Origin of the sequence: Pseudomonas lalucatii (assembly GCF_018398425.1) — a bacterium.
GTDB lineage: Bacteria > Pseudomonadota > Gammaproteobacteria > Pseudomonadales > Pseudomonadaceae > Aquipseudomonas > Aquipseudomonas lalucatii.
Genome location: NZ_JADPMV010000002.1, coordinates 971,924 through 984,763, shown reverse-complemented (window position 1 = coordinate 984,763; position 12,840 = coordinate 971,924). Strand labels below are relative to the sequence as shown.

Genomic DNA, 12,840 nt, shown 5'->3' with positions numbered 1-12,840 from the left:
GTTTTGATGAACTCCAGTCGTCCCTATTTGGTTCGTGCCCTCTACGAGTGGATCGTCGACAACGACTGTACCCCCCACCTGCTGGTCAACGCCGATTTCGCCGGGGTGCAGGTGCCGCCGGGCTTTGCCAGCGACGGGCAGATCGTGCTGAACGTATCGCCCGGGGCGGTGCGTCACCTGCATATGGATAACGAGGCGGTGAGCTTCGAGGGACGCTTCGGCGGGGTGGCGCACAGCCTGTACATCCCTTCCGCGGCGGTGCTGGCGATCTATGCCCGGGAAAACGGCCAGGGCATGGTCTTCGATCTGGAGCCGCCGGTGCCGGACGACGAGGATGGTGATGGGCCCGACGACCAGGGGCCGCCGGATGGCGAGCCGCCGCGGCCGAGCGGCCGACCCAGTCTGAAGGTGGTCAAGTAAACGAAAAAGGCGATCCGAGGATCGCCTTTTTCGTGGGCCGGCCGGGCGTCAGTTGATGTACTGGAACAGTTTGACGATCTTCTGCACGCCGGAGACGCTCTGTACCAGGGCGGTGGCCTGGTTGGCCTCCTGGCGCGAGACCAGGCCCAGCAGGTAGACGATGCCGTTCTCGGTGACCACCTTGATGCGCGAGCCGGGCACGCTGGCGTCCGCCAGCATCTGCGTCTTGATCTTGCTGGTCAGCAGGGTGTCGTTGCTGCGGGCCAGCAGGGAGGTCGGCTGCAGCACCTGCAGCTCGTTGTGCACCTTGGTCACGTTCTGCACCCGGCGTGCGGCCTGTTCGGCCATGGCCTTGAGGTCGCTGCGCGGGGTCTGGCCGGCGAGCAGGACCACGCCGTTGTAGCTGGTCACCACGATGTGCGAGGTGGGGCTGGTCAGGTCGACGTGGGCGCGGGCGATGTTGTTCTCGACCGCGGGGGCGATGAACTGGTCGTCGATCTTGTTGCCGATGCTGCGGCTGCCGCAACCCGCCAGGGTCAGGGTAAGCGCCAGGGCGGCGAGGATCAGTGGATTGCGCGTCATTCTTCACTCCCGAACAGTTGGCTGTCGATCAGGTCGCACAGGCAATGGATGGCCAGCAGGTGCACTTCCTGGATGCGTGCGGTGATCCGCGACGGCACACGGATCTCCACGTCTTCCGGCAGCAGCAGCGAGGCCATGCCGCCGCCGTCGCGGCCGGTCAGGGCGACCACGATCATCTCGCGGTCGTGGGCGGCCTGGATGGCCTGGATCACGTTGGCCGAGTTGCCACTGGTGGAGATCGCCAGGAGGACGTCGCCGGGCTGGCCGAGGGCGCGGATCTGCTTGGAGAACACCTCGTTGTAGCTGTAGTCGTTGGCGATCGAGGTGATGGTCGAGCTGTCGGTGGTCAGGGCGATCGCCGGCAGGCTGGGGCGCTCGCGCTCGAAGCGGTTGAGCAGCTCGGAGGAGAAGTGCTGGGCATCGCCGGCCGAGCCGCCGTTGCCGCAGGTGAGGATCTTGCCCTCGCTGAGCAGCGCCTGAACCATGACCTGGCTGCCTTGCTCGATAAAGGGCGCGAGCACTTCCATGGCCTGTTGCTTGGTCTCGATGCTGGCTTGGAACAGCTGGCGAATACGGGCTTGCATGTCCATCGGAGATATAACCTTCAGTGGGGTGGCTGCTCAGGTGTCAAAGGCGTTGCGAATCCAGTCCAGTCGCGGGATCGCACTGCCGTGGGCATCGATGGCGATCACGTCGAAGCGGCAGGGGTGCTTTGCCCAGCGGCTCTCCTGCTGGAGAAAGTGCAGGGCGGCGGTCGCCAGCTTGTCACGCTTGCGCGCGTCGACACTGGCGGCGGCGCCGCCCCAGGCGGCATGCCGCCGGTAGCGTACCTCGACGAATACTACTGTATCGCTGTCGAGCATGACCAGATCGAGCTCGCCGCGCCGGCAGCGCCAGTTCTGCGCCAGCAGGCGCAGGCCGTGCCGTTCCAGGTGACGGCGGGCCAGGGCCTCGGCGGCCTGACCGCTGTCCTGGGGGCTGTCGCGCTCGCTCAATTGAGGCCGTCGGGCAGTGGCCGAACCTGGCCGTCGTGGAACTCCGCCCAGGGCAGCTGGCGCTCGATGCGCTGCGCCGGGTTCAGGCTGAGGCTGCCGGAGAGGCCGTCGACCCGGCTGTCGGGCAGGGCCTTGAGCTGGTCCAGGCGCGGGGTCAGGCGGTAGGCGTCGATGCCCATGGCGTAGAGGCGGCCGAGGCTGCCGCCGGCCTGCGGCCACTGGCTGCTGACCTGCTGGCGCAGGGGTTCGTCGGCATTCAGCAGCCAGGGGGTTTCGCAGAAGCGGATGCCGTTCAGGTCCAGGTACTGGGCCTGGCTGTGGTTGCCGGTAAACAGGTGCGAAGTGGCGTAGACAGGGACGTCGCCGGCGTACTGGAAGGCCAGCGTCGGCTTGATCTGCTGGGCCTGCTGCGGCGTGGCGGCGAGGAAGATGAAATCGACGTCCTGGCGCCGCGACGGCTGTGCCGCTACGGCGACGCCCAGGGTGTTGCGCAGGCGCCGGGCGCGCGCTTCGCTCTGGCGCAGCTGGAACAGGTCGGCGATCTGCTGCGCCAGTTCCACCGGCTGGTCGACGTGCTCGGCGGCGATCAGGCTGCCGCCCGCCGCCTGCCAGCTCTCGCGGAAGGCGGCCAGTACCCGGTCGCCCCAGTCGCCGCGGGGTACCAGGGCGACGGCCCGGCGCATGCCGTCGGACCAGGCGCGGCGCGCCACTTCGCGGGCCTCGTCCTCGGCGGCCAGGCCGAACTGGAACAGTTGCGCCGGTGCCTCCTGGGCGGATTCGCTGTAGTTCAGCGCCAGGGTGGTGATCGGCAGCTGCTCCCGGGTGCTGAGCTGGGTCACCAGGTGCTTCTCCAGGGGGCCGACCACCAGTTGCACGCCGTCGGCCTGGGCCTGGCGGTAGAAGTCGTCCAGCGAGCGCAGTTGGGCGCTGTCGTACAGGTGGATGTTGGGCGGGTTCTGCCCGGCCTGCTGGGCCTGGTAGTGGGCGGCGAGGAAGCCGTCGCGCAGGGCGCGGGCGACCGAGGCGAGCTGGCCGTTCTGTGGCAGCAGCAGGGCGATCTCGGTCAGCGGCTGGCTGGACAGCTCCTGCAGCTGGCGCAGCGGGGCGGGCAGGCGCAGGGCCGCCGGGTGCTGTGGGTGCTGCGCACGCCAGAGGTCGATGGCCGTCTGCTGGGCCTGCAGGGGGCCTGCGGTCTTGGCCGCCTGGGCCAGGCTCAGCCAGCCGCCCAGGTCGGCTTCGCCATTGGCCTGTAGCTGCTCGGTGGGCAGGCTGGCGACCAGCTCCCAGATGCTCTCGTGGTTGCGCTCGACCGCGTCAGGGGGCAGCAGCGGGGCGATGAAGATGCGTTCGCGGGCGGCGGCGAGGGGCTGACCGTCCTCCTCCAGGGCCTTGGCGCGTGTCAGCTGGGTGCGCACCTGTTGCTCGACCGGCAGCTCGCCCAGGCGGGCCAGGCTGGGATGCTCGAGGGCCCGGAGCGCGGCCTTGGAATTGTCGCGGGTCAGCGCCAGTTCGGCGGCCAGGGTGCTGGCGTAGACCTGCTGGGCCGGCTTGAGGCCGTCGAGGCTCACCTGTTCGAGAATGGCGGAGGCGCGGGCGAAGTTCTTCTGCTGGTAGGCCAGGTCGGCGGCCGACAGGCGCAGCAGGTTGGCGGGCTCGGACTGGCTGTCACCGGCCTGCTGCAGCAGCTGCTCGACGCTGGCTTGAGGGGTGCGCGGCAGCTCGCCAAGGGTGGCGCCGGGCGGGCTGGCGCAGGCGGCCAGCAGGCCGGCGAGGCTGAGTGCATAGAGCGGGCGCAGGCAAGCGATCATGTAGGCCTTCCTGAAACTTGGGCAAATGAGCGGCGAATTGTACCCAAGCCCCGCAGGCGGTGCGATGTCGATGCCGTGAAACGGGCTACAATGCGCGCTTTCGCGAATTCGAGAGGCGCATGCTGTGACCGTTCCCGGTGCTCCGACCCCCGCCCTTGGTACCCTCTATGTGGTGGCCACGCCGATTGGCAATCTGGACGACATCGGTGCGCGGGCGCTCAGGGTGCTCGGCGAGGTGGCGCTCATCGCGGCCGAGGACACCCGGCACTCGGCGCGGTTGCTGCAGCATTTCGGCATCGCCACGCCCCTGGCCGCCTGCCATGAACACAACGAGCGCGACCAGGGCGGGCGCTTCCTCGCCCGGCTACAGGCGGGCGAGGATGTGGCGCTGATCTCCGACGCCGGCACGCCGCTGATCTCCGACCCGGGCTACCACCTGGTGCGCCAGGCGCGGGCGGCGGGAGTGCCGGTGGTGCCGGTGCCGGGCGCCTGCGCCCTGATCGCGGCGCTGTCGGCGGCAGGCCTGCCCTCCGACCGCTTCATCTTCGAGGGCTTCCTGCCGGCCAAGGCGGTGGGGCGTCGCGCGCGCCTGGAGCAGGTGCGGGAGGAGCCGCGCACCCTGATCTTCTACGAGGCGCCCCATCGGATCCTCGAGTGCCTGCAGGACATGCGGGCGGTGTTCGGCGACGGGCGTCCGGCGCTGCTCGCCCGGGAGCTGACCAAGACCTTCGAGACCCTCAAGGGGTTGCCGCTGGGCGAGCTGTGCGCCTGGGTGGCGGCCGACAGCAACCAGCAGCGCGGCGAGTGCGTGGTGCTGGTGGCGGGCTGGCAGGCGCCGGAGGGCGAGGCGGCGGTCAGCGCCGAGGCGCTGCGCGTGCTCGACCTGCTGCTCGGCGAGATGCCGCTCAAGCGTGCGGCGGCACTGGCGGCGGAGATCACCGGGGTGCGCAAGAACCTGCTCTATCAGGCCGCCCTGGAGCGCCAGCCGCGCGACTAGGCCTTGTCCTATCGAGGGCGCGCCGTTACCCTTGGCGGCGGAGAGTCGATCGGACAGTCGCTGCCGTGTTTCGTTCTGCGGGACGCGGGGGAGGAAAGTCCGGGCTCCATAGGGCGGAGTGCCAGGTAATGCCTGGGGGGCGTGAGCCTACGGAAAGTGCCACAGAAAATAACCGCCTAAGCGCTTCGGCGCCGGTAAGGGTGAAAAGGTGCGGTAAGAGCGCACCGCGCGGCTGGCAACAGTCCGTGGCTAGGTAAACCCCACTCGGAGCAAGACCAAATAGGGTTCCATTGGCGTGGCCCGCGCTGGAACCGGGTAGGTTGCTAAAGGCGTGCAGTGATGTACGTCGTAGAGGAATGACTGTCCTCGACAGAACCCGGCTTACAGATCGACTCTCCACCTTTTCCTTCTATCTGCTTTGCTGTTTCCCTCGCGTTCTCATGCCTAAAAAATCTTACTCTTGATAAATCACTTTAACTTTGTGATTGAGCTTATTGCCCTGGCTGATTTTTATTCGATTTAGCCCTTCCCCAGGCTTCGAGTCCTCCCTCTCTGATTCGCTAAATTGCCGTCCTGTAAGGATTTTTCCCTTCTGACCCGCCTTGACGGTGGGGTGGGCGCGTTCCTATAGTGTGCTCAGGTGGTAAGAAGTGGCATGAAGTGGGTTTTTTTGGGCATGGATAGCTAGTTACGGGGGAGTGCAGCCGTGTTTCGCGGAGCCAACGCCATCAGTCTCGACGCCAAAGGGCGACTCGCGATGCCAAGTCGGTATCGGGACGAGCTCGTGTCGCGCTGCTCCGGCCAGCTCATCGTGACCATCGATGCCATTGACCCTTGCCTCTGCGTCTATCCCCTGCCGGAATGGGAACTGATCGAAAGCAAGCTGCGCGAGCTGGCCTCCTTTCGCGAGGAAAACCGCCGCCTGCAGCGTCTGCTGATCGGCAACGCCGTCGACCTCGAGCTGGATGCCAGTGGCCGTTTCCTGGTGCCGCCCCGTCTGCGCGAATACGCCAAGCTGGACAAGCGCGCGATGCTGGTCGGCCAGCTCAACAAATTTCAACTGTGGGACGAGGATGCCTGGAATGCCGTGGCGGACGCCGATCTGGCCGCCATCAAACAGCCCGGTGCCCTGTCCGACGAACTACGTGACCTGATCCTGTGACCATGACCGATAGCCTCCGCCATATCACCGTCCTGCTCGACGAAGCCGTCGCCGGACTCGCCGTGCGCGCCGATGGCTGCTACCTGGACGGCACCTTCGGGCGCGGCGGGCATAGCCGGCTGATTCTCGAGAAGCTCGGCCCGGATGGGCATCTGTTGGGGTTCGATAAGGACCCCCTGGCGATCGCGACGGGGAATGCGCTGGCGGCCGAAGACGGCCGCTTTGTCGTTGTGCAGCGCAGTTTTGCGGAACTCGGCGAGGAAGTCGCTGTCCGCCGGCTGGCCGGCAAGGTCGCCGGGGTCCTGCTGGACCTGGGCGTCTCCTCGCCGCAGCTGGACGACGCCGCGCGCGGCTTCAGCTTCCTCCACGACGGCCCGCTGGACATGCGCATGGACCCGGCCCGCGGCGTCAGCGCCGCGCAGTGGATCGCCAGCGCCGCCGAGGACGAGATCGCCCGGGTGTTCAAGGAGTACGGCGAGGAGCGCTTCGCCAAGCGCATGGCGCGAGCCGTGGTGCAGCGGCGTGCCGAACGGCCGTTCGAGCGCACCGCCGACCTGGCCCAGGTGCTGACCGACGCCAACCCGGCCTGGGAGAAGGGCAAGCATCCGGCCACCCGGGCCTTCCAGGGGCTGCGCATCCATATCAACAACGAGCTGGGCGATCTCGAGCAGGGCCTGGATGCCGCCCTGGAGGCCCTCGAGGTCGGGGGGCGGCTGGTGGTGATCAGCTTCCACTCCCTCGAGGACCGCATCGTCAAGCAGTTCATGCGCCGCCATGCCAAGGGCGAGCAGGACAAGTTGCCGCGTGACCTGCCGATCATTCCCAAGGCCTTCGAGCCGCGCCTGAAGCTGGTCGGCAAGCCGCAGTACGCCTCGGATGCCGAGCTCAAGGCCAACCCGCGCTCGCGCAGTGCGGTGATGCGCGTGGCGGAGAAGGTGCGATGAGCACGCTGTTCGCCAAGCCGTTGCCGGCGGGCAGCCCGCTGCTGCTGGTGCTGTTCCTGGCGGTGCTGGGCTCGGCGCTGGCGGTGTCCTTCTCTGCCCACTGGAACCGCCAGTTGCTCAACGGCCTGTACGCCGAGCTGAGCGTGCGCGACAAGGCGCAGGCCGAGTGGGGCCGGCTGATCCTCGAGCAGAGCACCTGGACGGCGCACAACCGTATCGAGACCCTGGCCAGCGAGCGGCTGAAGATGCGCATTCCCGATGCCGCCGAAGTGCGCCTGGTGACGCCATGATCCGTCTCGAAGGCGCGCTCTACCCCTGGCGCTTCCGCCTGGTGCTGCTGCTCCTGGCGCTGATGGTCGGTGCGATCGTCTGGCGCGTCGTCGACCTGCAGCTGATAGACCGCGACTTCCTTCAGGCCCACGGCGACGCGCGCAGCGTGCGGCATATCCCGATTCCGGCGCACCGCGGCCTGGTTACCGACCGCAACGGCGAGCCGTTGGCGGTCAGCACCCCGGTGACCACCCTGTGGGCCAACGGCCGGGAGTTGCAGGCGGCCGCGGCGCAGTGGCCGGCGTTGGCGGCGGCCCTGGGGCAGGAGCCGAAGGCCTTCGCCGAGCGGCTGCGGGCCAATGCCGAGCGTGAATTCCTCTACCTGGTGCGCGGCCTGACCCCGGAGCAGGGGCAGCGCGTGCTCGACCTCAAGGTGCCTGGGGTGTACGCCATCGAGGAGTTCCGGCGGTTCTATCCGGCCGGCGAGGTGGCCGCCCATGTGGTCGGCTTCACCGATGTCGACGATCGCGGGCGCGAGGGCATGGAGCTGGCGTTCGACGAGTGGCTGGCCGGCGTGCCGGGCAAGCGCCAAGTGCTCAAGGACCGCCGCGGCCGGCTGATCAAGGACGTCCAGGTCGCCCAGAATGCCAAGGCCGGCAAGGCCCTGGCGCTGTCGATCGACCTGCGCCTGCAGTACCTGGCCCACCGCGAGCTGCGCAATGCCCTGGTGGAGTTCGGCGCCAAGGCCGGCAGCCTGGTGATGGTCGACGTGAAGAGCGGCGAGGTGCTGGCCATGGTCAACCAGCCGACCTACAACCCGAACAACCGCCGCAGCCTGCAGCCGGCGGCCATGCGCAACCGGGCGCTGATCGACGTGTTCGAGCCGGGCTCGACCGTGAAGCCGCTGTCCATGATCGCGGCCCTGGAAAGCGGGCGCTGGAAGCCGAGCGACACGGTGGACGTCTACCCGGGCTCCCTGCGCATCGGCCGCTATACCATTCGCGACGTCTCGCGCGCCACCGGCCCGCTGGACCTCACCAGCATCCTGATCAAGTCGAGCAACGTCGGCATGAGCAAGATCGCCTTCGATATCGGCGGCGAGTCGATCTTTTCCCTGATGCAGCAGGTCGGCCTGGGTCAGGACACCGGCCTGGGCTTCCCCGGCGAGCGGATCGGCAACCTGCCCAATCACCGTAACTGGCGCAAGGCGGAGACCGCCACGCTGTCCTATGGCTACGGCCTGTCGGTGACGGCGGTGCAGCTGGTGCACGCCTATGCGGTACTGGCCAACTCCGGGCGCAATGTGCCGCTGTCGCTGACCCGTGTCGACCGCACCCCCGAGGGCGTGCAGGTGATCCCGGAAGATGTGGCCAGGATCATGCAGGGCATGCTGCAGCAGGTGGTCGAGGCACCGAGCGGCGCGCACCGGGCCAAGGTGCCGGGCTATCACGTCGGCGGCAAGAGCGGTACCGCGCGCAAGGCCAGCGTGGGCAGCAAGGGCTATACGGAAAACGCCTATCGCTCGCTGTTCGCCGGCTTCGGGCCGATGAGCGATCCGCGCATCGCCGTCGCCGTGGTCATCGACGAGCCGAGCGAGGGCGGCTATTACGGCGGCGTGGTCTCGGCGCCGGTGTTCGGCAAGGTGATGGCCGGCGCCCTGCGCCTGATGAACATCGTTCCCGACAACCTGCCGCCCGTCGAATCCCGGGAACTGGCAGTGAACACCGGCACAGGAGGGCGCCTCTGATGCCCATGCCTCTTAATCAGCTATTACCGCAGGCAGGCAGCAGCCTGCTGATCCGTGAACTGACCCTGGACAGCCGCAAGGTGCGGCCGGGGGATCTGTTCCTCGCCGTGCCGGGTGGCCAGCAGGATGGTCGCCTGCACATCGCCGACGCCATCGCCCGTGGCGCCGCCGCGGTGGCCTACGAGGCCGAGGGGGCGCCGGCAATCGACGCCGGTGCCGCCGAACTGGTGGCGATCAAGGGCCTGGCCGGGCAGCTGTCGGCGATCGCCGGGCGCTTCTACGGCGAGCCGAGCCGCGGCCTGCACCTGGTCGGCGTCACCGGCACCAACGGCAAGACCAGTGTGACCCAGCTGCTGGCCCAGGCCCTGGACCAGCTTGGCCAGCCCTGCGGCATCGTCGGTACCCTCGGCAACGGCTTCTACAACGCCCTGGCGCTCGGCCGCCACACCACGCCCGATCCGATCGGCGTGCAGGCCACCCTGGCCGACCTGAAGAAGGCGGGCGCCCGCGCGGTGGCGATGGAGGTCTCCTCCCACGGCCTGCATCAGGGGCGGGTGGCGGCCCTGGCGTTCGATGTGGCGGTGTTCACCAACCTGTCGCGCGATCATCTGGACTACCACGGCACCATGGAGGCCTATGCCGACGCCAAGGCCATGCTGTTCAGCGTACCGGGCCTGCGTTGCCGGGTGCTCAACCTGGACGACGCGGCCGGGCGCAAGCTGGCCCGGGACGCGCGGGAGTCGCGCCTGATCAGCTACAGCCTGGAGGATGCCGGCGCCTACCTGTACTGCCGCGAGGCCCAGTTCGACGACCAGGGCGTGCGTGCCCGGCTGGTCACCCCGCGCGGCGAGGGCAGCCTGCGCAGCTCGCTGCTCGGTCGTTTCAATCTGAGCAACCTGCTGGCGGTGGTCGGCGCGTTGCTGGCCATGGACTATCCGCTGGACGAGATCCTCAAGGTGTTGCCGCGCCTGCAGGGGCCTGTGGGGCGCATGCAGCGCCTGGGCGGGGTGTCGCAGCCACTGGTGGTGGTCGACTACGCCCATACCCCGGACGCCCTGGAGAAGGTGCTCGAGGCATTGCGCCCCCATGTGAAGGGGCGCCTGCTGTGCCTGTTCGGCTGCGGCGGCGACCGCGATCGCGGCAAGCGCCCGCTGATGGCGGCGGCGGCCGAGCGCCTGGCCGATGCCGTGCTGGTCACCGACGACAACCCGCGCAGCGAGGCGCCGGAGCAGATCTTCGCGGACATTCGCGCCGGCTTCCTGGTCCCCGAGCGTGCCGGCTTCGTGCATGGTCGCGGCCAGGCCATCGCCCAGCTGATCGCCCAGGCCAGCGCGGACGACGTGCTGGTGCTGGCCGGCAAGGGACACGAGGACTATCAGGAGATCAACGGCGAGCGTCAGCCGTTCTCCGATCTGGACGAGGCGGCCAAGGCCCTGGTCGCCTGGGAGGCTGCCCATGCTTAAAGCGTTGCGCTTGAGCGAAGTGGCGGATGCGCTGGACGGCCGCCTGATCGGCGCGGACGTGGCATTCGACGCGGTCGGCAGCGACAGCCGGGCGATCCGCCCGGGGCAGTTGTTCGTGGCCCTGGTCGGTCCGCGTTTCGACGGTCACGACTACCTGGCCGAGGTCGCCGCCAAGGGTGCGGTGGCCGCACTGGTCCAGCGCGAGGTGGCGGATGCGCCGCTGCCGCAGCTGCTGGTCGCCGATACCCGCCTGGCCCTGGGGCGCCTCGGCGCCCTGAACCGCCAGGCCTACGACGGCCCGCTGGTGGCGGTGACCGGCTCCAGCGGCAAGACCACGGTCAAGGAGATGCTCGCCAGCATCCTGCGCGCCGGGTTGGGCGGCGTCGTGCTGGCCACCCGCGGCAACCTGAACAACGACCTCGGCGCGCCATTGACCCTGCTGGAGCTGGCGGCCGGGCACCGGGGGGCGGTGATCGAGCTGGGCGCCAACCATGTCGGCGAGATCGCCTACACCGTCGCCCTGACCCGGCCGCAGGTGGCCATCATCACCAACGCCGGTAGCGCCCACGTCGGCGAGTTCGGCGGGCCGGAGAAGATAGTCGAGGCCAAGGGCGAAATACTCGAGGGCCTGGGCGAGGGCGGCGTCGCCGTGCTCAACCTGGACGACCAGGCCTTCGCCATCTGGCAGCGCCGGGCCAAGGGGCGCCGGGTGCTGAGCTTCGCCCTGGGCAATGCGGCGGCGGACTTCTACGCCGACGCCCTGGCCCGCGACGCCCGCGGTTGTCCGGCCTTCACCCTGCACTGCACGGCGGGCCAGGCGCGCATCCAGCTCAACCTGCTGGGCGAGCACAACGTGGCCAACGCCCTGGCCGCCGCCGCTGCGGCCCAGGCCGTGGGCGTACCGTTGGTCGATATCAAGGCCGGGCTGGAAAGCCTGCAGCCGGTCAAAGGCCGCGCCGTAGCGCAGCTGGCGACGAATGGCATGCGGGTGATCGACGACAGCTACAACGCCAACCCTGCTTCGATCTGTGCGGCCGTTGATATACTCGCCGGCTTCTCCGGGCGCACCGTCCTGGTGCTCGGCGATATCGGGGAATTGGGCGAATGGGCCGAGCAGGGCCATCGCGAGGTGGGGCGCTACGCCGCCGGCAAGGTGGATGCGCTCTATGCAGTGGGGCCGCTGATGGCTCATGCGGTCGAGGAATTCGGAACAAATGGCCGGCATTTCGCCGATCAAGCCAGCCTGATCTCGGCGCTTGGCGTCGAGCAGGGCGATACCACCATTCTAATCAAAGGGTCACGCAGTGCCGCGATGGAGAACGTCGTGGCGGCGCTGTGTGGCGCATCGGGGGAGAGTCACTAAATGCTGCTGCTGCTGGCGGAGTACCTGCAACAGTTCCACAAGGGTTTCGCCGTGTTCCAGTACCTGACACTGCGCGGCATTCTCGGCGTATTGACCGCCCTGGCGCTGGCGCTGTGGCTGGGCCCCTGGATGATCCGCACCCTGCAGATCCGCCAGATCGGTCAGGCGGTGCGCCATGACGGCCCGCAGTCGCACCTGTCGAAGAAGGGCACGCCGACCATGGGCGGCGCCCTGATCCTCTCGGCCATCGCCATCAGCACCCTGCTCTGGGCCGACCTGTCCAACCGCTACGTGTGGGTGGTGCTGGCAGTGACGCTGCTGTTCGGCGCCATCGGCTGGGTCGACGATTACCGCAAGGTGATCGAGAAGAACTCCCGCGGCCTGCCGAGCCGCTGGAAGTATTTCTGGCAGTCGGTGTTCGGCCTGGGCGCGGCCGTCTTCCTCTATCTGACTGCACAGAGCCCGGTGGAGACCACCCTGATCCTGCCCCTGCTCAAGGACGTCAGCATCCCCCTGGGCGCGGGCTTCGTGGTGCTGACCTACCTGGTCATCGTCGGTTCGAGCAACGCGGTCAACCTGACCGACGGCCTGGATGGCCTGGCGATCCTGCCCACCGTGATGGTCGGCGGCGCCCTGGGCATCTTCTGCTACCTGTCGGGCAACGTGAAGTTCGCCGAATACCTGTTCATCCCCTATGTGCCCGGCGCCGGCGAGCTGATCGTGTTCTGCGCCGCACTGGTCGGCGCCGGCCTGGGTTTCCTCTGGTTCAACACCTACCCGGCCCAGGTGTTCATGGGCGACGTCGGCGCCCTGGCCCTGGGCGCCGCCCTCGGCACCATCGCCGTGATCGTCCGTCAGGAAGTGGTGCTGTTCATCATGGGCGGGGTGTTCGTCATGGAGACCCTGTCGGTGATCATCCAGGTGGCGTCCTTCAAGCTGACCGGCAAGCGGGTGTTCCGCATGGCGCCGATTCACCACCATTTCGAATTGAAAGGCTGGCCCGAGCCACGGGTGATCGTGCGTTTCTGGATCATCACCGTAATCCTGGTGCTGATCGGCCTGGCCACCCTGAAACTGAGGTAATAGACA

13 protein-coding genes and 1 other RNA gene are annotated in these 12,840 nt (G+C 68.2%); 10 read left to right on the top strand and 4 right to left on the bottom strand.

Annotated elements, in window-relative coordinates:
- The first annotated feature begins 6 nt into the window (after positions 1 to 6).
- A complete protein-coding gene (locus I0D00_RS18020) occupies positions 7 to 420 on the top strand; it encodes a ClpXP protease specificity-enhancing factor (RefSeq protein ID WP_213641187.1) in 414 nt (137 codons plus the stop codon).
- 48 nt (positions 421 to 468) lie between these two features.
- Here I0D00_RS18020 and I0D00_RS18015 read toward each other — a convergent pair whose 3' ends face one another.
- The 4 genes from I0D00_RS18015 to I0D00_RS18000 are packed head-to-tail and all read right to left on the bottom strand — an operon-like array spanning position 469 to position 3,805.
- Positions 469 to 1,002, bottom strand: coding sequence for a BON domain-containing protein (locus tag I0D00_RS18015; RefSeq protein WP_213641186.1), 534 nt, complete (start codon positions 1,000 to 1,002; stop codon positions 469 to 471).
- A complete protein-coding gene (locus I0D00_RS18010; RefSeq protein WP_213641185.1) occupies positions 999 to 1,592 on the bottom strand; it encodes a phosphoheptose isomerase in 594 nt (197 codons plus the stop codon). Before I0D00_RS18010 ends, I0D00_RS18015 begins: the two co-directional genes overlap by 4 nt.
- Positions 1,593 to 1,622: 30 nt before the next feature.
- Complete coding sequence (locus tag I0D00_RS18005; protein WP_213641184.1) at positions 1,623 to 1,997, bottom strand: YraN family protein; 375 nt, start codon at positions 1,995 to 1,997, stop codon at positions 1,623 to 1,625.
- Positions 1,994 to 3,805: a penicillin-binding protein activator gene (locus I0D00_RS18000; protein ID WP_213641183.1), complete on the bottom strand. Its 1,812-nt coding sequence runs from the start codon at positions 3,803 to 3,805 to the stop codon at positions 1,994 to 1,996. The genes I0D00_RS18005 and I0D00_RS18000 overlap by 4 nt, the downstream gene beginning before the upstream one ends.
- A 124-nt stretch (positions 3,806 to 3,929) precedes the next feature.
- Here I0D00_RS18000 and rsmI point away from each other — a divergent pair, with 124 nt between their 5' ends.
- The 9 genes from rsmI (at position 3,930) to mraY (ending at position 12,834) form a co-directional block, all read left to right on the top strand.
- Positions 3,930 to 4,802: a 16S rRNA (cytidine(1402)-2'-O)-methyltransferase gene (gene rsmI / locus I0D00_RS17995; protein ID WP_213641182.1), complete on the top strand. Its 873-nt coding sequence runs from the start codon at positions 3,930 to 3,932 to the stop codon at positions 4,800 to 4,802.
- 41 nt (positions 4,803 to 4,843) lie between these two features.
- An RNA gene (gene rnpB / locus I0D00_RS17990) (RNase P RNA component class A) lies at positions 4,844 to 5,202 on the top strand.
- Between the two features lie 306 nt (positions 5,203 to 5,508).
- Entirely contained in the window at positions 5,509 to 5,964 is a 456-nt protein-coding gene (mraZ, locus tag I0D00_RS17985) for a division/cell wall cluster transcriptional repressor MraZ (protein WP_213641181.1), read from the top strand.
- A 2-nt stretch (positions 5,965 to 5,966) separates the two neighbouring features.
- Positions 5,967 to 6,908, top strand: a complete 942-nt coding sequence (gene rsmH / locus I0D00_RS17980) for a 16S rRNA (cytosine(1402)-N(4))-methyltransferase RsmH (RefSeq protein ID WP_213641180.1) — start codon at positions 5,967 to 5,969, stop codon at positions 6,906 to 6,908.
- Positions 6,905 to 7,198: a cell division protein FtsL gene (ftsL, locus tag I0D00_RS17975; protein WP_213641179.1), complete on the top strand. Its 294-nt coding sequence runs from the start codon at positions 6,905 to 6,907 to the stop codon at positions 7,196 to 7,198. Before rsmH ends, ftsL begins: the two co-directional genes overlap by 4 nt.
- A complete protein-coding gene (locus tag I0D00_RS17970; RefSeq protein ID WP_215730971.1) occupies positions 7,195 to 8,925 on the top strand; it encodes a peptidoglycan D,D-transpeptidase FtsI family protein in 1,731 nt (576 codons plus the stop codon). Before ftsL ends, I0D00_RS17970 begins: the two co-directional genes overlap by 4 nt.
- Positions 8,925 to 10,388, top strand: coding sequence for a UDP-N-acetylmuramoyl-L-alanyl-D-glutamate--2,6-diaminopimelate ligase (locus I0D00_RS17965; RefSeq protein ID WP_213641178.1), 1,464 nt, complete (start codon positions 8,925 to 8,927; stop codon positions 10,386 to 10,388). The genes I0D00_RS17970 and I0D00_RS17965 overlap by 1 nt, the downstream gene beginning before the upstream one ends.
- The gene (locus I0D00_RS17960; RefSeq protein WP_213641177.1) at positions 10,381 to 11,751 is read left to right on the top strand and encodes a UDP-N-acetylmuramoyl-tripeptide--D-alanyl-D-alanine ligase; all 1,371 of its coding nucleotides are present in this window, start codon (positions 10,381 to 10,383) and stop codon (positions 11,749 to 11,751) included. Before I0D00_RS17965 ends, I0D00_RS17960 begins: the two co-directional genes overlap by 8 nt.
- On the top strand, positions 11,752 to 12,834 hold the full coding sequence (gene mraY / locus I0D00_RS17955) for a phospho-N-acetylmuramoyl-pentapeptide-transferase (protein WP_213641176.1): 1,083 nt from the start codon (positions 11,752 to 11,754) through the stop codon (positions 12,832 to 12,834).
- Positions 12,835 to 12,840: the final 6 nt, after the last annotated feature.

Coding starts and splice junctions, on each gene's coding strand:
- I0D00_RS18020 (WP_213641187.1), top strand. CDS start 7: ATGAACTCCAGTCGTCCCTATTTGGTTCGTGCCCTCTACGAGTGGATC.
- ftsL (WP_213641179.1), top strand. CDS start 6,905: ATGAGCACGCTGTTCGCCAAGCCGTTGCCGGCGGGCAGCCCGCTGCTG.
- I0D00_RS18010 (WP_213641185.1), bottom strand. CDS start 1,592: ATGGACATGCAAGCCCGTATTCGCCAGCTGTTCCAAGCCAGCATCGAG.
- I0D00_RS18000 (WP_213641183.1), bottom strand. CDS start 3,805: ATGATCGCTTGCCTGCGCCCGCTCTATGCACTCAGCCTCGCCGGCCTG.
- rsmH (WP_213641180.1), top strand. CDS start 5,967: ATGACCGATAGCCTCCGCCATATCACCGTCCTGCTCGACGAAGCCGTC.
- I0D00_RS17970 (WP_215730971.1), top strand. CDS start 7,195: ATGATCCGTCTCGAAGGCGCGCTCTACCCCTGGCGCTTCCGCCTGGTG.
- I0D00_RS18015 (WP_213641186.1), bottom strand. CDS start 1,002: ATGACGCGCAATCCACTGATCCTCGCCGCCCTGGCGCTTACCCTGACC.
- I0D00_RS17965 (WP_213641178.1), top strand. CDS start 8,925: ATGCCCATGCCTCTTAATCAGCTATTACCGCAGGCAGGCAGCAGCCTG.
- I0D00_RS17960 (WP_213641177.1), top strand. CDS start 10,381: ATGCTTAAAGCGTTGCGCTTGAGCGAAGTGGCGGATGCGCTGGACGGC.
- mraY (WP_213641176.1), top strand. CDS start 11,752: ATGCTGCTGCTGCTGGCGGAGTACCTGCAACAGTTCCACAAGGGTTTC.